General features: G+C 69.3%; 13 protein-coding genes. 7 read left to right on the top strand and 6 right to left on the bottom strand.

Annotated features, from left to right (window positions below):
• Positions 1-21 precede the first annotated feature (21 nt).
• Positions 22-1170, bottom strand: coding sequence for an AI-2E family transporter (locus ACWDSJ_RS18355; RefSeq protein WP_450033259.1), 1149 nt, complete (start codon positions 1168-1170; stop codon positions 22-24).
• 115 nt (positions 1171-1285) lie between these two features.
• Here ACWDSJ_RS18355 and ACWDSJ_RS18350 point away from each other — a divergent pair, with 115 nt between their 5' ends.
• The gene (locus ACWDSJ_RS18350) at positions 1286-2419 is read left to right on the top strand and encodes a DUF2235 domain-containing protein (protein WP_450033258.1); all 1134 of its coding nucleotides are present in this window, start codon (positions 1286-1288) and stop codon (positions 2417-2419) included.
• A 2-nt stretch (positions 2420-2421) separates the two neighbouring features.
• On the opposite strand, the gene ACWDSJ_RS18345 is transcribed toward ACWDSJ_RS18350, so the two are convergent.
• From ACWDSJ_RS18345 to ACWDSJ_RS18330, 4 genes are all read right to left on the bottom strand, one after another.
• On the bottom strand, positions 2422-3966 hold the full coding sequence (locus ACWDSJ_RS18345) for a hypothetical protein (RefSeq protein ID WP_450033257.1): 1545 nt from the start codon (positions 3964-3966) through the stop codon (positions 2422-2424).
• A 114-nt stretch (positions 3967-4080) separates the two neighbouring features.
• Positions 4081-6492 carry a malto-oligosyltrehalose synthase gene (treY, locus tag ACWDSJ_RS18340; RefSeq protein ID WP_450033256.1) on the bottom strand — a complete coding sequence of 804 codons (2412 nt, stop codon included), beginning with the start codon at positions 6490-6492 and terminating at the stop codon, positions 4081-4083.
• Between the two features lie 14 nt (positions 6493-6506).
• Positions 6507-8624, bottom strand: coding sequence for a glycogen debranching protein GlgX (glgX, locus tag ACWDSJ_RS18335; RefSeq protein ID WP_450033255.1), 2118 nt, complete (start codon positions 8622-8624; stop codon positions 6507-6509).
• A 100-nt stretch (positions 8625-8724) separates the two neighbouring features.
• Positions 8725-9657 carry a bifunctional helix-turn-helix transcriptional regulator/GNAT family N-acetyltransferase gene (locus ACWDSJ_RS18330; protein WP_450033254.1) on the bottom strand — a complete coding sequence of 311 codons (933 nt, stop codon included), beginning with the start codon at positions 9655-9657 and terminating at the stop codon, positions 8725-8727.
• A 118-nt stretch (positions 9658-9775) separates the two neighbouring features.
• Here ACWDSJ_RS18330 and ACWDSJ_RS18325 point away from each other — a divergent pair, with 118 nt between their 5' ends.
• Both ACWDSJ_RS18325 and ACWDSJ_RS18320 read left to right on the top strand, forming a co-directional pair.
• Complete coding sequence (locus ACWDSJ_RS18325; protein WP_450033253.1) at positions 9776-11038, top strand: adenosylmethionine--8-amino-7-oxononanoate transaminase; 1263 nt, start codon at positions 9776-9778, stop codon at positions 11036-11038.
• Positions 11039-11194: 156 nt separating this feature from the next.
• Positions 11195-12064: a class I SAM-dependent methyltransferase gene (locus ACWDSJ_RS18320; RefSeq protein WP_450033252.1), complete on the top strand. Its 870-nt coding sequence runs from the start codon at positions 11195-11197 to the stop codon at positions 12062-12064.
• Positions 12065-12254: 190 nt separating this feature from the next.
• Here ACWDSJ_RS18320 and ACWDSJ_RS18315 read toward each other — a convergent pair whose 3' ends face one another.
• Entirely contained in the window at positions 12255-12872 is a 618-nt protein-coding gene (locus ACWDSJ_RS18315) for a hypothetical protein (protein WP_450033251.1), read from the bottom strand.
• 236 nt (positions 12873-13108) lie between these two features.
• Between ACWDSJ_RS18315 and ACWDSJ_RS18310 the strand changes: the two genes are divergently transcribed.
• The 4 genes from ACWDSJ_RS18310 to bioD all read left to right on the top strand — a co-directional run bounded on the left by ACWDSJ_RS18310 (position 13109) and on the right by bioD (position 16927).
• The gene (locus ACWDSJ_RS18310; RefSeq protein WP_450033250.1) at positions 13109-13948 is read left to right on the top strand and encodes a helix-turn-helix domain-containing protein; all 840 of its coding nucleotides are present in this window, start codon (positions 13109-13111) and stop codon (positions 13946-13948) included.
• A gap of 75 nt (positions 13949-14023) precedes the next feature.
• Positions 14024-14635: a dihydrofolate reductase family protein gene (locus tag ACWDSJ_RS18305; protein ID WP_450033249.1), complete on the top strand. Its 612-nt coding sequence runs from the start codon at positions 14024-14026 to the stop codon at positions 14633-14635.
• Between the two features lie 204 nt (positions 14636-14839).
• Positions 14840-16003, top strand: coding sequence for an 8-amino-7-oxononanoate synthase (locus tag ACWDSJ_RS18300; RefSeq protein WP_450033248.1), 1164 nt, complete (start codon positions 14840-14842; stop codon positions 16001-16003).
• Between the two features lie 249 nt (positions 16004-16252).
• A complete protein-coding gene (bioD, locus tag ACWDSJ_RS18295; protein ID WP_450033247.1) occupies positions 16253-16927 on the top strand; it encodes a dethiobiotin synthase in 675 nt (224 codons plus the stop codon).
• Positions 16928-16935: the final 8 nt, after the last annotated feature.

Here is a 16935-nt window from a genome sequence, read left to right as displayed (position 1 = left end):
CGCGGCGCGTCGCCGGTGTCCTCAGTCGGTGGCCACGCTCTCGTCGGCGGGGTCGGGCGCGGCCCGCTCCGGCGGCGCGGTGGCCGCGTCGATCTGCTCGCCGAGGTAGCGCACGACCACCGCGACCACGGCCGCCACGGGCACCGCCAGGAACGCGCCGACGATGCCGAACAGCGACCCGCCCGCGGTCACCGCCAGCAGCACCACGACCGCGTGCAGCTTCATGCTCCGGCTCTGCAACACCGGTTGCAGCACATTGCCCTCCAACTGCTGCACCGCGATGATGATGCCGAGCACGATCAGCGCGGTGGTGAAACCGTTGCCCACCAACGCGACCAGCACCGCGAGCGCGCCCGCGACGAACGCGCCGACCATCGGGACGAATCCGCCCAGGAACGTGATCACCGCGAGGACCAGCGCCAGCGGCACGTGCAGGATCACCAGGCCCGCCCCGATGAACACCGCGTCGATCATGCTGACCACGGCCTGCGTGCGGATGAATCCGCCCAGCGTGCTCCAGATCCGGTCGAGCACCTCCTCGACGTGCGCCGCGCCGCGCCGCCCGAACAGCGTCCGCGTCCACGGCACGAACCGGGGCCCGTCCTTGACGAAGAAGAACGTCAGCACCAGCACCAGGAACAGCGTGACGAGCGCGTTGGTCGCGGTGCTGACCCCGCTGAAGACCCCCGAGGCGATCCGCTCCGAACTCGATTGCAGCCGTGACACGATCGCGTCGGTGGCCGAATTCAGTTGCTCGTCACGGACATTGAACGGCGGCCCGCGCAGCCAGTCGCGCACGGTGTTGATGCCGTCGGTGGAGCGGTCGGCCAGCTCCGGCACCTGATCGACCACCGAGGGCACGATCAGCGCCACGATGCCCGCGAACACGCCGAGGAAGCCGATCATGGTGATCGCGGCCGCCGCGGCCGGGGGCAGTCCGCGCCCGGTGAGCCAGCGCGTCGGCGGCCACAACACGGTCGCCACGATCAATGCCAGCAGCACCGGCAGCACCGCGACCCACACCTTCGCCAGCAGGAAGCTGAGCACCCACCCCGCGGCCGCGATGGCGACGATGCAGACCGACCACTTGGCCAGCCAGAGCAGCCCGTTGCCGATGACCGTTCCCCGATCCGCTCCGGCGGTGTCCGATTCGTCCGTTCGCTGGGTCACGGCCCCAGTCTGACAGGTTCCCGTGCGACCATTAACACTCGCGTAGCCGGGCGGCGATGATTCGAGTAGTCGGCTACGCGGGGCCGGGGACGAACGGGGCGGGAGGATTTCACCCATGAAACGACTGGTGGTCTGCTGTGACGGCACGTGGGGCGCGGAGTGCAACCCCTCGGTGTCGAATATCGTCAAGATCGCCGAATCGGTCCGGATGCGCACGAGTTCGCCGTCCGGCGTCGTGGGGCAGCGCGTGTTCTACATCGACGGACCCGGTTCGCGCGGTTATCTCGCCGACAAGGTGCTCGGCGGCGCGTTCGGGCTCGGCCTGGACGCCAATCTGTCCACGATGTACTGGCAGCTGGCTTTGAACTGGGAGCCGGGCGACGAGATCTTCATCTTCGGGTTCAGCCGCGGCGCGTACACCGCGCGCAGCCTGGCCGGGATGATCAACCGCCTGGGCCTGTTGACGCCGGAGGCCATGATCGACCGCAAGTACCCGGAGGCGCTGCGAATCTATCGGCAGCGCAAGGATCCCGACGCGCCCGATCCGCAGGAGTGGGTGCGCTTCCGGGAGCAGCACTGCCACGCGGACGTGCCGATCAAGTTCATGGGCGTGTTCGACACGGTCGGCGCGATGGGCGTGCCCGGGATCACCTCGTGGCGTTACCGTTTCCACGACGTCCGGCTGTCCCCGGCGGTGCGGTGCGCCCGGCAGGCGCTGGCCATCAACGAGCGCCGCCGCATCTTCGCCCCCTGCCTGTGGGAGGTGACCGAGGCCGAGCAGCGCGATCCCGAACGCGTCAAGCAGGTGTGGTTCAAGGGTGTGCACACCGATATCGGCGGCGGTTATCCCGACAGCCGGTTGTCGGATGTGACGCTGCGCTGGATGGTCGGCGAGGCCGAACGCCAGGGCCTGGTCTTCGACCGGGATCGGTTGGAGCAGTTGATCTCTCGCTCGCAGGTCTTCGACAACGCCGTGGTCCCGCACGACTCCCTGACCACCGCCTACCGCCTGCTCAACCTCGCGGGCAAGCTGGTCCGCCCGCGCAGCGCGCGGTTCTACCGGGATTCCTGGCGCCGCCTGGGCAAGCCCGCGACGAATATGGTCTACCTGTCGCCGACCGCCCAGCCGACCTCGCAGTTCCAGCCGCCCAACGTCCTGCGCTGGGAGCGGGAACTGGAGGGCTCGCTGCCCTACGAGCCGACCGAGAAGGCCACGCCCACACCGACTTTGGAGCCGATGGGAGCGTGAACTCAGCTGGTCCGGATCCGCAACCCCGGATTGGCTTGCAGCACAGCGTTGATGGGCTGCCCGATGAGCAGCGGGAGCAGGCCGCAGCCGTCCTCGGGCGAGGTGACGTCCATGGCGACGGCGCTGCTGATGCCGACCGCGCTGGCGCCGGCGAAGACCGGGCCGCCGCTGTCGCCGTGCTGGCCGCACACATTGGCCGCGAACATGTGCCGCAGGCGGGTGACGTGGTCGTCGTCCGGGCTCTCCTTGACGTTCAGTTCCATGTCCACGTCGAGGACCTGCCCGCAGGTGTAGCCGGTGCGCAGCCCCGCCTTGCACACCACCCCGCCGACCACCGGATCGGCCGTGCCCGTGATGGCGACGTCCCCGCTCGGCGGCTTGCCCGCCTCGCCCTCGGTGCTGCTGGTCGGCAGGTGCGCGCCCGCGGCCGAACCGCCCGGCAGCGGGCCCGGCACGGTGACGCGGCGGCTGGTGACGAGGTTGTTGCGGAAGCGCGGGGCGGCGTTCTCGTCGATGCGGATCACCGAGTAGTCCTGCGGGCCGAGTTCGGACACCTCGAACCAGCCGAGCGCCGCGCCGCGCCGCTTGTCGTGCGCGTCGAAGGCCGTCTCGAAGATGTGCTGCGGCCCCGTCCCGCGCTCCCCCGGATCGATCAGATTGTCCGGATCACAGTGTCCCGCCGTGATATTCACGGTGTTCCCCGCCGCGTCGACGCCGTTGAACCCGAACGAGCACTTGCCGGTCCGACCCGCGTAGTCGAACGCGTAGGGCTGCCCACCCAGCACGGCCGCCGCCCCGGTGCCCTCGGGCAGGGGCTCGCTCACCCCGGGTTCGCGGTGGGGGGCCGGTTGGGACTCGGTCACCCCGGGGTCGGGATGTGTGCCTGGTTGGGGCTCGGTGGTCCCGGGGGCGGGGTGTGGGTCCGGCAGGGACTCGGTCACCCCGGGACCGGGCTCGGCGATGTCGGAGCCGTCGGACTCCTGGGGGCGGGCGACCGGCATGGCCGCGGCGATCGCGCGGACCCGGCCCGCCTCCTCGGGCAGGGTCGTTCCCTCGGTCACGCGCACGGTGAGGCTGTTGTGGGTCACGTCGATGCCGTAGCTCACCACGCGGCCCGCCACGTCGCGCGGCTGGCGGGTGAGCCACTGCTCGAAGGCGACGCGCCGCCCGCGCAGGGTGGCCTCGCTGTCGGCGACGGACTCCACCGCGAAGCCCTCCCGCTCGGCGGCGGCGCGGGCGGGCGCGGTGGTCACGTCCTCGGCGAGCGCGACGACCCCGCGGTCGCCGTCCATGCGGACTCCGGCGAAGGCGCGCGGGTGGGCCGCGCGGGCGGTGCGGGCGAAGGCGTCCAGCCGCTCGGCGGTCCGGATGCGCTGAAGGTATTGGGCCGCATCGATTCTCAGGTCCCGGCGCAGGGCCGACACGAGGTCCGGCGGGAGCTCGGCGGGCGGCGGCGCCGCCGGGGCCGGGACGGCGAGGGACCCGATCACCGTGACCGCGACGCAACACCCCAATGCCACCCGGCGCGCGCGGGAACCGAACTCCATCGAGCTGCCTCCTGACGAAACGCGATGATCGTGCGGATGCAGCCGATGATGCTATGTCTCATCCGTCCCAAAAGGGACCAAGCAGTTCTCCAGCGTGTCGGGCGGCCGGGCGTGTCAGCGTACGAGCAGCGCCACCGGCAGCCGGGCGAACAGCTTCTCCACCCGCGCCGATCCGGTGCACACGTGTCCGGTCAACCGGTCGGTCCAATTGCCCTCCGGCAGCGCGAGTGTCGTGTCCCCCCACCCGGCGTCGGCGAGCGCGACGCTGTGCCGGGTGACCGCGACGATCACCTGCGGCGGCTCACCGGCCTTGCCGCGCGCGTAGGCGAGCACATGCTCGGCCCGCTCGCCCGTGGCCTGCAACGGGAGATAGGCGCCGCCGACGAAGCAGTCCGGCCGTTCCCGGCGCAGCCACAGCGCGTAGGCGACCACCCACATCTTCGCCGCGCCCGAGGTGTCCAATTCCGGTGTGCCCGTGAGCGATTGCAGCATCGCCAGCCGCGCGCCGAAGTCCACCGGGCGGCGGTTGTCGGGATCGACGAGCGAATCCTCCCACAGCTCACAGCCCTGGTAGATGTCCGGGATGCCGGGCCCGCACAGCTGTAACAGCTTCTGCCCCAACGCGTCCGACCACGCGTGCGGGGCCGTCCGGGCGACGAGCTCGCCGAGTTCCACCCCCACCGGTCCGTCGATCACCGCGTCGATCCACGCGTGCAGCTCGGATTCGAACTCGGAATCGGGCTCCTCCCAAGAGGTTCGGGTGCCGGCCTCGCGAACGGCCTTCTCCGCGAACCGATGCAGTCGCTCGCGCAGCTCCGGCACCGCCGCCACCCCGCGCCCGTCGGCGGGCCACACCCCGAACATGTTCTGCAACAGGAACAACGAGGTCGCCCCGTCCGGCGGCGGGGTGATGTCGTTCCAGGCGCGCACCGCGTCGGCCCACGTCTCGGCGATCTGCGACAGCACCGTGATGCGCGCGCGCACGTCCTCGCCGCGCTTGGTGTCGTGAGTGGACAGCGTGGTCATGGCGGCGGGCCAGCGGCGGGCGCGCTCGGCGTTGGCGAGATGGAATTCCAGTGGCGTGCGGGAGAATCGGCCCGGATCGCCGCCTACCTCCTGCAACGACACCAGCCGCGCCGCCTGGTAGAACATGGTGTCCTCCACCGACTTCGCGGTGATCGCCCCGCACACCTGCTGGAAGCGCACCGCCGCCTCGCCCGCGACCGCCAGCGCCCGCACCAGAACGCCCAGGGGCGCGGCCAATTCGCCGTTGCGGCGCTCGATCTCGGCCATCACCGTGCCCAGTACGCCCGCGAGCGGCGCGTAGTCGGTGCGGTAGTACGGCACGAACGACAGCGCCTCGATGGTGGCGTTGGTCAGCGCCATGGTGTCGAAATCCTCGGCGCCCGCGTCGCGTTTGACTGCGGCCACCAGCCGCCGCACCTCGGGCACCAGCAGTTTCTCGGCCACCGCGCGCTTGATGCGGTGTTCGGTGTCGGCGAACCAGGCAGCGTCGCTGCCGTGCCCGCAGAACTCCCGCGACAGTTCGGTCAGCGCCCGCTCCCCGGCCGGATCGACGAACACCCCGCCCAGCACGGCCAGCGCGTCGTAGCCGGTGGTGCCGTCGACGGGCAGGGTGGCGTCCAGCGGTTCGCTCCCGGACAGGATCTTCTCCACCAGCAGCAGCCGCTTCGGCCCGATCAACCGGCGCAGCCGCGCGAGATAGCCCGCGGGATCGGCCAATCCGTCGGGGTGGTCGATGCGCACGCCGTCGATCAGATCGTGCTCGCACCACGCGGCGAGTTCGCGATGGGTCACCTCGAACACCGCCGGATCCTCCTGGCGGATCGCGGCCAGCTCCGAGACCGCGAAGAAGCGCCGATAGGTGCCGATCCCCGCCTTCCAGCTCACCAGCCGGTAGTGCTGCTTGTCGTGGATGCGCAGCGCGTTCTCGCCGTCGGTGCCGGGCGCGATGGGGAAGCGCAGATCGTGCAGCGCGAGCATCGGTTCGGGGCCGCCGCGGTCGACGGTGAGCGCGGCCGGATCGTTCTCGCTCTGCAACACCGGCAGCGCCAGCCGCCCGCCCGCGCCGTTGCCGGGACTCCAGTCGATGTCGAAGAAGTGCGCGAACTGCGACCCCTTGCCGTTGCGCAGCACATCCCACCACCACGGGTTCTGCCGCGGATCGGCCACGCCCACATGGTTGGGCACCAGATCCACGATCAGGCCCATGCCGCGCCCGCGCACCTCGTCGGCGAGCGCCTTGAGTCCGCCGGGCCCGCCGAGCGCCGCCGACACCGTGGTCGGGTCGGTGACGTCGTAGCCGTGCAGCGAACCGCGCGCCGCGGTCAGGATCGGCGACAGGTACAGATGCGAGATGCCCAGCTGCTGGAGGTATTCCGCGATCGCGCGGGCATCGGCGAAGGTGAGCACGTCGGGCCGCAGCTGGAGGCGATAGGTGCTGCGGACCGAGGTCCGGCGGGCGATCGGCCCGGTGATGTCGTCGGGCTGGTGTGTGTCTGTCATCTCGCTGTCAGTTGCTACGCGGTCCGGCGCAGGACGAGCAGACACCGCGCGGGTACCCCGACGGTCGCCGCGGGCGGATAGCTCGCCTCCGATTCCCCGGTGGGTGTCGAACAATCCAGCACGACCGTCCACTCCTGGCCGAACCTGCCGCCCGGCAGCGTGAAGTCGATCGGTGCGTCGTGGGCATTGAAGCACAGCAGGAACGAGTCGTCGGTGACGCGTTCCCCGCGCGGGCCCGGTTCCTTGATGGCGTCCCCGTTGAGGAACACCGTGAGCGAGCGCCCGAACCCGGAGTCCCAGTCGGCGGCGGTCATCTCCTTCCCGGCCGGGGTGAACCAGGCGATGTCGCCGAGCGGGCCGCCCTCGGGCACCGGGCGCCCGTCGAAGAAGCGGCGGCGGCGGAACACCGGATGGTCGGTGCGCAAGGCGATGGCCGCGCGGGTGAACTCCAGCAGATCCGAATTCTTCTGCGCCAGCGTCCAATCCATCCACGCCAGCGGCGAGTCCTGACAGTAGGCGTTGTTGTTGCCGTTCTGGGTGCGGCCCATCTCGTCGCCGTAGAGCAGCATCGGGGTACCCTGCGACAGCACCAAGGTGGCGATCATGTTGCGGCTCTGGCGTTCTCGCAGCGCCAGCACCTCCGGATCGTCGGTGGGGCCCTCCACGCCGCAGTTCCAGGAGCGGTTGTAGCTCTCGCCGTCGCGGTTGTCCTCGCCGTTGGCCTCGTTGTGTTTGTCGTTGTAGGACACCAGGTCCCGCAGCGTGAATCCGTCGTGGGCGGTGACGAAGTTGATGCTCGCGCTGGGGCGGCGGCCGGTGGCCTCGTACAGGTCCGACGATCCGGTGAGCCGGGAGGCGAACTCGCCCAGCGTCGCCGGTTCGCCGCGCCAGTAGTCGCGCACGGTGTCGCGGTACTTGCCGTTCCACTCGGTCCACAGGCCGGGGAAGTTGCCGACCTGGTAGCCGCCCTCGCCGACGTCCCACGGTTCGGCGATGAGCTTGACCTGGCTCACCACCGGATCCTGCTGCACCAGATCGAAGAACGTGGAAAGCCGGTCCACATCGTGCAATTCGCGCGCCAGCGTGGCGGCGAGGTCGAAGCGGAAGCCGTCGACGTGCATGTCGAGCACCCAGTACCGCAGCGAGTCCATGATCAGCTGCAAGGTGTGCGGATGGCGCACGTTGAGGCTGTTGCCGGTGCCGGTGTAGTCCATGTAGCACGCGGGCTCGTCCTCCACCAGCCGGTAGTAGGCGGCGTTGTCGATGCCGCGCAGCCCGATGGTGGGGCCGAGGTGGTTGCCCTCGCCGGTGTGGTTGTAGACCACGTCGAGGATCACCTCGATGCCCTCGGCGTGCAGCGCGCGCACCATCGCCTTGAACTCGGTGACCGCCGCGCCGGGGCGGGGATCGGAGGCGTAGTCCTGGTGCGGGGCCAGATAGCCGACGCTGTTGTAGCCCCAGTAGTTGCGCAGCCCCTTGTCCAGCAGCATCTGATCGTGGATGAACTGATGCACCGGCATGAGCTCGATCGCGGTGACGCCCAACGCCTTCAGATGATCGATGATCGCCGGATGCGCGATGCCCGCGTAGGTGCCGCGCAACGGTTCGGGCACTTGCGGATTGGTCATCGTCATGCCCTTGACGTGGGCCTCGTAGATGACCGTCTCGTGGTAGGGGCGGGTCGGCGCGCGGTCGTCGGCCCAGTCGAAGAACGGGTTGATCACCACCCCGGTCATGGTGTGCCCCAACGAGTCCTCGCCGTGGGTGTGCAGCGAGGAATGCCCGTCGAACGTGCCCGCGAACGCCTTGCCGTACGGGTCGAGCAGCAGTTTGCTTGCGTCGCAGCGCAATCCGCGATCGGGGTCGTAGGGGCCGTGCACCCGGAAGCCGTAGTGCTGGCCCGGCGCGATGGTCGGCACGTAGGCGTGCCAGACGTAGGTGTCGACCTCCTCCAGCGGAATTCGCGTCTCCGCGCCCGCGTCGTCGATCAGGCAGAGTTCGACCCGCTCGGCGACCTCGGAGAACAGGGAGAAATTGGTGCCCGCCCCGTCGTAGGTCGCCCCGAGCGGATAGGGCGTGCCCGGCCACACACCGAGGGGGGCCACGTCTTCGCTCACATCCGGCTGCACCATGGCATCGACAGTAGCCGTCCGCCCGCGCGTGTCGCCTGCCGATGTGACCGGAGTTCCGCTCGGTGGCGGTTCCGCGACCGCATCGGAACGCGGACGCGATTCACAACGCCTTGCGCCACGTCTGCCCGACGAGATCCTTGCCGAAGCTGTGATGTGGCTCGGTGTCGACCAATTCGAAGCCCGCGCGCATGTAGATGTGGCGCGCGGCGGTGAGCACGTCGTTGGTCCACAACACCATGCTCGTGTACCCGGCCGACGTGGCGAAGCGCACACATTCCTCGACCAGCGCGCTGCCCACCCCCAGCCCGCGCGCGGACGGCTCGACGAGCAGCAGCCGCAGCCGGGCCGTGGCATCGTCCTCGCGCACGCAGAACACGCTGCCGACCGGTTCGCCGTCGACCTCGGCGATCCAGGTCCGCTCGGTGTGCGGCTCGCGGGTCTGGAGGAAGTCGGCGACGATCCGGGCCACCAGGGCCTCGTACTCGCCGTTCCAGCCGTATTCCGCGGCGTAGAGCGCGGCGTTGCGGGCGATGACCCAGCCGTAGTCGCCCGGTCGCGGCTCGCGGATCGTGAAGGGCGCGGCGGCCCGGCCGTCGAGGAGGCGTGCGATCGTGCGCATGGCGTTGATCAGCAGGGCGCGCTGGTCGGGGGAGTGCCGGTCGAGCAGGTCACGCACGCCGGCGTCGGAGCGCCGGTCGAGTTCGGTGAAGACCTCGCGGCCGCGCTCGGTGAGTTCCACCCGCTGGCGACGCCCGTCGGTGTCCGAGCGCTGCCGCCGCACCAGCCCCGCCTCCTCGAAGCGGGCGAGGATCCGGCTCAGATAGCCCGGATCCAGATCCAGCGCCCCGCGCAGCGCGACCACGTCCAGCGGCCCGAAGTGGGCCAGCTCGAACAGGATTCGCGCCTCGGTGAGGGAGTAGTCGCTGTCGACGAGATGTTCCTGTAGCACGCCGATCAACCGGGTGTAGCGGCGGTTGAACTCGCGGACCGCGGCGATGTGGTCGGCGTCGACGGTGTCGGTGACGGTGGTCATCACACTCCTATTCTTTGACCGGGTCAAAGAATAGCCGCTGTCGGGTTGCGGAGGAACCGGATCTCGACGCGGGTGGTAACTTGAACGCCGTTCAAGGCCGCTGTCGTGGAGGACTTCCGTGAAATCCGACGAGATCACCGCACTCGACGCCGCGCACGTCTGGCATCCCTACGGCGGCTTCCCGGCCACGACCGAACCGCTGGTCGTCGCGAGCGCGTCCGGCACCCGCCTGACGCTCGCCGACGGGCGCGAACTCGTCGACGGCATGAGCTCGTGGTGGGCCGCCGTGCACGGGTATCGGCATCCGGTGCTGGACGCGGCGCTGGTCGAGCAGTCGCGGCGGATGAGCCACGTGATGTTCGGCGGCCTGACCCACGAGCCCGCGGCGCGGTTGGCGCGACTGCTGGTGGAGCTGACCCCCGCCGGGCTGGACAAGGTGTTCCTCTGCGACTCCGGGTCGGTGTCGGTGGAGGTGGCGGCGAAGATGTGCCTGCAATACTGGCGGGCGCTGGGACGGCCCGGGAAGCGGCGGCTGTTCACCTGGCGCGGGGGCTATCACGGGGACACGTTCACGCCGATGAGCGTGTGCGATCCCGAGGGCGGGATGCACTCGTTGTGGACCGATGTGCTGGCCGAGCAGGTGTTCGCCCCCGTCCCCCCGAAAGACTATGTGCCCGAGTACGTCTCGACGCTGGAGCAGCTGCTGGCCGCCCACGCCGACGAACTGGCGGCGGTTATCGTGGAGCCGATCGTGCAGGGCGCGGGCGGGATGCGGTTCCATCATCCGCGCTACCTGAACGACCTGCGCAGGCTCTGCGACGAGTACGGCGTGCTGCTGGTGTTCGACGAGATCGCGACCGGATTCGGCCGCAGCGGAACGCTTTTCGCGGCGGACCGGGCCGGGGTCGCGCCGGATGTGATGTGTGTGGGGAAGGCGCTCACGGGCGGTTATCTCACCCTGGCGGCCGCGCTGTGCACGAGCCGGATCGCGGAGACGATCAGCGCCGGGCACGGCGGGTTGATGCACGGGCCGACGTTCATGGGCAATCCGTTGGCGTGTGCGGTGGCGGTGGCGTCGATCGAGTTGCTGCTCTCCCGGGACTGGCGGGCGGAGGTCGCGGGGATCGAGGCCGGGCTGACGGCGGGACTCGCTGCGGCGCAATCGGTTCCGGGTGTGGTGGATGTGCGCGTGCTCGGGGCGATCGGGGTGGTGGAGCTGGATCGTCCGGTGGATATGCGCCGGGCCACCGACGCCGCCGTCGCGGCTGGGGTGTGGTTGCGGCCGTTTCGGAATCTGATCTACACGATGCCGCCGTATATCAGTTCCGTGGAGGATATCGCGCGGATCTCGGGGGCGGTGGTGGCGGCGGCCTCGGCCTGAAAGTGTTGTGGTTTCGGTTGTTTCGCTGTTATCGGGAATTTATGTTCGCGTGATATAATGGCGGCAAGGTTGAAATTCCTTGTCTACCATCGGTTTTCGCCATCTCTTTGAGCGAGGATTTCGATGCGTGATACTCAGCCCAGCACTACCGCCCTCATGTCCGCTGCCGCTCGCGCCGCGCATTTGATCGTGGACGATGAGCCGTATCTCTTTCGTGACAGTCTGGCCGGGGTGATGCTCGGTGGGCGGGCCGAGGAGCTGATCGCCTATCACCGTGTGCGTGGGGATCACATCGTGCTGGCGGGGACGAGGGCGCAGGTCACTACGCGGAGCTATTACGCGGAGAAGTGTTTGGCGACAGGGGGTTTCGAGCAGTACGTCATCCTCGGTGCCGGGCTGGACACCTTTGCCTATCGTTCGGCCCTTGCCGCCGGTCTCACCGTTTTCGAGGTCGATCATCCCGCTACTCAGGGCGCGAAACGTCGGGTGCTGTCCGAGCGGGGCATCGAGCCTCTCGGTCGGACGGTCTATCTTCCGGTGGATCTGGAGACGGATTCGCTGGTTCCGCACCTCGTGTCCTCCGGTTTCGACCCCGCCCGGCCGAGTCTCATCGTGTGTTTGGGGGTGCTGATGTACCTCAGTGCGGGTGCTGTCGAGGGTCTGGTGGCCTCGCTCGGTGGGCTGAGCGGGGCTGGTGCAGCGCTCGCCTCGACGCCCACTTTCCATCTCATCCTCGAATATGCCCTCCCTCCATCCCATCGAGACCCCCGAGGCGCCGCCTATGCCGACATAGCGCTTACCGCCGCCGCCGACCACGGCGAGCCGTGGCTGAGCTTCCACACACCGTCCGATATGGACGCCCTCTTGGCCCGCCACGGTTTTTCCAACGCCGCCCACATTTCCCAATCAGCCTGCGTCCCAAGCGAATCCTGGACCCGCACCGACGTCCTCGTCCCCGCCGATCTCTGCCGTTTGGCCCACACTCACCGCACAGTCGTACCGAGAGCCGCCGCTGCCGCTCGATGACCTCGAGCTCCGGCCCAACCGCTGGTCGGGTCTGGCGGCAAAGCTGCGGATGGCATCAGCGTTGGGCGGGTCGGTCGCGGCCGTCCCCGGATCCGCTCCGATGTCGTCGCCGACCGGGCGTATTCGCATCGAGCCGCCTACTAACAGGCCGAACTCATCATCGCCGCTCTCATCCCCCGGCTACGGTGACTTACAGGACGCGGTCCAGTCCAAGTGCCCCTCGATCGAACCAGCCGAGGAGATTTCGGCGTCTCGGGACGCCCGGATCCGCTGCCGTCCGGGGGACCGCAGGCGGCGGCACGGCCTCCGGGGCGAGCGTGGATTCCGGAAGCAGCGGTGGCAGATACGGCCAATACGTCGGATGTTCGCGCACCAGTTCCCGCAGCACCGGGCTGGTCCCGATCACGGTGCGGCAGTAGTCGTTCCACGGCAGCGCGCTCTCGCTCGCCGGGATCCGCAGATGCGCGTGGATCCCGATGCACAGCACGTCGGCCAGGGCTTCGGCGATCGTGACGATCTCGTCCCGGGCGTCGTGCCGTTTCGGCAACGGTTGGTTCTCGTAGAAGTAGCGACGGGTACCGGGCCGACGCAGCATGAGCATATGCACCTCCCGCAGCGCCCCCAGCACCGTGTTGTTCGCGGAGATCGCCGCCATCACGTTGCTGATCCTGGCCTGCTCGATTCCCGCCCGGCTCTGTTCCGCCACCGCCTTGGTCTGCCGGGCCAGATAGAACACCGACGCCGTGGTCACCACCAACGCGAGCGCGGCGACGAACGCGGCCACCGCCTCGGCCGAAATGCCCCCCATGAATTCCCCTACGATCACACTGGCGAATCGTCTTGCCGCTTCCAGATTATCAAGCACAGTGACCGGGACTCGTCGTTCGCAGATCGTGGGCACGCGGCAACGCCGGTTGAGGTCGCCGCCCATTTCGCCGACATCCACGGTGCGTCGAAGGACACCATCTCCAAGATCATCGGCAAAGTGGTCGGCGAGCGCGTGTTTCTGTGGCGGGGTAAGGGAGGGGCGGTGAGACTGGGGGGATGCGGTATGTGGGACGGGTGCCGGGGCCGCCGCTCGATCGGTTTGTCGATGACATCTACTGCTTGAGTGGGGTGCCGCGGTATCGGCGGATGAATGTGCCGCCCATGCCGTCGGCGCATTTGTTCGTGAATTTGGGTGCGCCGGTTCGGATTTGGGATTCGGATGCGGCGGTGCCGCCGGTGGTGTTCACCGGTGGATTGGTCATGGGGCTGTGGACCCGGCGGTTTCTCTTCGAGTATCCGGAGCGGGTGCGGATGGTGGGGGTGCATTTCAAGCCGTGGGGGCTCTCGCCGTTCGTGGGAGTGCCCGCGTCCGAGTTGCGGGACCGCTGGGTGCCCGTCGATGCCGTGTGCTCGCGGGCCGCGGACCGGATTCGCGATCGGGTGGGCGAGTGCGGCTCGGCTACGGAGACGCTACGGATCGTGGAGGAGGAGTTGCTGGCACGGCTCCTCGAACCGGCGCGTGGCCTCGACCTGGTCCGGCACACCGGGGTTCGGTTGGAGACCTGCCGCGGTGCCGTGCCGGTGGGTGCGCTCACCGAGGCCGTCGGCGTGAGCGTCAATCACCTTGCGGCGCAATTCAAGTCGCATGTGGGCGTGACGCCGAAACGGGTGGCGCGGATCTATCGCTTCGCGAGTCTGATCCTCTCCGTGGACGCCCTGGGCCCGGTCGACTGGTCCGCCCTCGCCCACGCGGCGGGCTACTTCGACCAGGCCCATTTCGCCAAGGAGTTCAAGGACTTCACCGGCCACACCCCCACCGAATACCTCGCCCTGCGACGCCGACTGCCCGCCGCCCGGGACTTCCCGCCCGACAACGGCCCTATGCCCGCCGAGTGATTTTTTACAAGCCCGCCCCCCTCGCGACCGGACAAGATCGGAACCAGCAGCGCCGAGCGAACCCGAGGAGCACCCGTGGGCACCGTGATCATGCACAACGTCGTATCCCTGGACGGCTTCATCGCCGACGACAACGACGACGTCGGCCCCCTCCACGACTGGTACTTCAACGGTGACACCCCGATCACCCCCGACCGCGACGAAGGCTTCGACCACTCCGGATCGGGCGCCGGCTTCAAGGTCTCCCGCGCCTCCGCCGACTACGTCCGCACCATGTGGGCCTCGATCGGCACGATCATCATGGGCCGCAACCTCTTCGACCTCGTGAACGGCTGGGAGGGCAGCCCCCCGGCCGGAGACCACGTCGTGGTCGTCTCCCACCGCCCCAAACCCGAAGGCTGGCACCCCGAAGCCTCCTACCATTTCGTCGACGACGTGAAGTCCGCCGTCGCCAAGGCCCGCGACCTCGCAGGCGACCGAACCGTCGCCGTGAACGCAGGCGAGGTAGGCAGCCAAATCTTCAACGCGGGCCTCATAGACGAGGTAGCAATGGACGTAGTTCCCGTCGTCTTCGGCTCCGGCAAGCGCTACTTCACCGACACCACCACCCACCACCTCCTCCAATCCCCCCACCTGGTCATCCAGGGCGACGGCGTCCTCCACCTCAGATTCAAACCCCAACCCTGACCGAGGCGCAGGGAGCGCCCGGCAACGCCCCCAGCTGCACCTGCTTCGAAAGCCCCCACAACCCCCAGGCGCGGCAACACAGCCGCACCCTTTATTCGAATCCGCACCCGTTGCAGGGCTACACAAGGGGTGCGGATTCGAATAAAGGGTGCGGCTGGGGTGGTGTGGCTGGGGGTGGGGGTTGGGCTTGAACGGTGTTCAAGTATGCTGCTGGCTGTGAATGATCCGTTGGGCTGGTTGGATGTGCGGGCCGGGGAGCGGGTGCGGGCGGGGCTGCGGCGGGAGTTGCGGGCTCGGGGGCCGGTGACGGGGATGATCGATCTTGCTTCGAATGATTATTTGGGGCTTTCGCGGCGGGCGGAGGTGGCGGAGGGGGCTATCGAGGCGGTGCGGAAGTGGGGGACGGGGTCCACCGGGTCGCGGTTGGTGACCGGGACGACGCTCGAGCACGAGGAGCTCGAGGCGGAGTTGGCGGAGTTCGTGGGGGCGCGGGCCGGGTTGGTGTTCGCGTCGGGGTACGCGGCGAACCTCGGGGTGGTCACCGCGTTGTCGGGGCGGGGGTCGCTGGTGGTGTCGGACGCGGGGAGTCATGCCTCGCTGGTCGACGCCTGTCGGTTGTCGCGGGCGCGGGTCGAGATCGCGCCGCATTGCGATGTCGAGGCGGTCGATCGACTGCTCGCCGAGCGCACCGAGGAACGGGCGCTGGTGATCACCGATTCGGTGTTCAGCGCCGACGGCGATCTCGCGCCGCTGACCGAGCTGCATCGCGTGGCGCGGGCCCGCGGCGCGGTGCTGGTCGTCGACGAGGCGCACGGGCTCGGCGTGCGCGGAACCGGCGGCCGGGGACTCGTGCACGAACTGGGCCTGGCCGGACAACCGGACCTCGTGATCACCGCGACTTTGTCGAAAGCCCTTGCGGCACAAGGCGGTGTGGTCCTGGCCGACGAGCGCGTGCGCGCCCACCTCATCGATTCCGCACGCACCTTCATCTTCGACACCGGTTTGGCCCCGGCCGCCGTGGGCGCCGCCCGCGCCGCCCTGCGCCTGCTGCGCCGCGATCCCGAGATGGCCATCCGGGTTCGCACCCGAGCCGCCGAGATCGCTCGCATATCCCAAGTCCCGCAACCGGATTCGGCCGTCGTCTCGGTGGTCATCGGCGAGGCGCAACGCGCCTACGACGCCGCCCAAGCCTGCCGGGCCCGCGGTTTGAGCGTCGGCTGCTTCCGCCCGCCCTCGGTCCCGGAGGGCACCTCTCGCCTCCGCCTGACCGCTCGCGCGGATCTCAGCGACGCCGAAATGGCCACCATCGCAACGGTTCTCACCGAGGTGCTGGCCGACGCTCGTCGCGCGGAGGCCGCACCCGCATGAGCGCACCGAATTGTCGCGTGGTCGTGAGGTACTGGCCGTCACCCAGCACGAATACGTCGATGGGGATGGGCACACCCGCATGAGCACATCCAATTGTCGCGCGGTCGTGAGGTATTGGCCGTCACCCAGCACGAATACGTCGAGGGGGATGGGCACCCCGCCCGAGACCACAGCGCGCGCCCGGCGGGAACCAGGACGTGACGCGCGAGCCATGGGATCCCGCCCGAGCCGAACGGAGGACACCGCGGTATGAGCACCTTGATCGTGACCGGCACCTCGACCGAGGTCGGCAAGACCATCACCACCGCCGCCCTCGCCGCGGCGGCCCGCGCGGCCGGACGCTCCGTCGCCGTCTGCAAACCCGCCCAAACCGGTGTCGCCCCAGGCGAATCCGGCGACCTCGCCGAGATCGCCCGCCTGTCCGGTGTGACCCGCACCCTCGAACTGGCCCGCTACCCCGACCCGCTCGCCCCCGACACCGCCGCCCGCCGCTGCGGGCAACCGTTGCTGACGCTCGGGGACACGGTCGCCGCCATCGACTCCCTCGCCGACGCCGACCTCACCCTCGTCGAGGGGGCGGGCGGTCTGCTGGTCCGCCTCGGCGAGTTCACCCTCCTCGAACTCGCCCGGAAACTCGCCGCCCCCGTGCTCGTGGTCGCGGCCGCCGGGCTGGGCACCCTCAATCACAGCGAGCTCACGACCCGAGCCCTCGCCGCCGCCGGGCTCGACTGCGCGGGTCTGGTCATCGGATCCTGGCCCGCCGCACCGGATCTCGCGGCCGAATGCAATCGCACCGACCTGCCCGCCGTCACGGGGGTCGATATCGTCGGGGTCATTCCCGAGGGTGCGGGGCGGTACGCGCCGGAGCGGTTCGCGGCCGAGGCGGGAACGTGGTTCGCTCCGGGGTGGACCGCGCGGCTCTGATCCTGGCT

Source organism: Nocardia sp. NPDC003482, from assembly GCF_053588115.1.
Note: the sequence above shows the minus strand (reverse complement) of the source record. Positions and strands in the feature narration are given on the sequence as shown.

Excerpts from the sequence above, each read along its gene's own strand:
- treY (WP_450033256.1), bottom strand. The coding sequence starts at position 6,492 with ATGACAGACACACACCAGCCCGACGACATCACCGGGCCGATCGCCCGC.
- ACWDSJ_RS18300 (WP_450033248.1), top strand. The coding sequence starts at position 14,840 with ATGCTGCTGGCTGTGAATGATCCGTTGGGCTGGTTGGATGTGCGGGCC.
- ACWDSJ_RS18330 (WP_450033254.1), bottom strand. The coding sequence starts at position 9,657 with ATGACCACCGTCACCGACACCGTCGACGCCGACCACATCGCCGCGGTC.
- ACWDSJ_RS18320 (WP_450033252.1), top strand. The coding sequence starts at position 11,195 with ATGTCCGCTGCCGCTCGCGCCGCGCATTTGATCGTGGACGATGAGCCG.
- bioD (WP_450033247.1), top strand. The coding sequence starts at position 16,253 with ATGAGCACCTTGATCGTGACCGGCACCTCGACCGAGGTCGGCAAGACC.
- ACWDSJ_RS18310 (WP_450033250.1), top strand. The coding sequence starts at position 13,109 with ATGCGGTATGTGGGACGGGTGCCGGGGCCGCCGCTCGATCGGTTTGTC.
- ACWDSJ_RS18350 (WP_450033258.1), top strand. The coding sequence starts at position 1,286 with ATGAAACGACTGGTGGTCTGCTGTGACGGCACGTGGGGCGCGGAGTGC.
- ACWDSJ_RS18345 (WP_450033257.1), bottom strand. The coding sequence starts at position 3,966 with ATGGAGTTCGGTTCCCGCGCGCGCCGGGTGGCATTGGGGTGTTGCGTC.
- ACWDSJ_RS18315 (WP_450033251.1), bottom strand. The coding sequence starts at position 12,872 with ATGGGGGGCATTTCGGCCGAGGCGGTGGCCGCGTTCGTCGCCGCGCTC.
- glgX (WP_450033255.1), bottom strand. The coding sequence starts at position 8,624 with ATGGTGCAGCCGGATGTGAGCGAAGACGTGGCCCCCCTCGGTGTGTGG.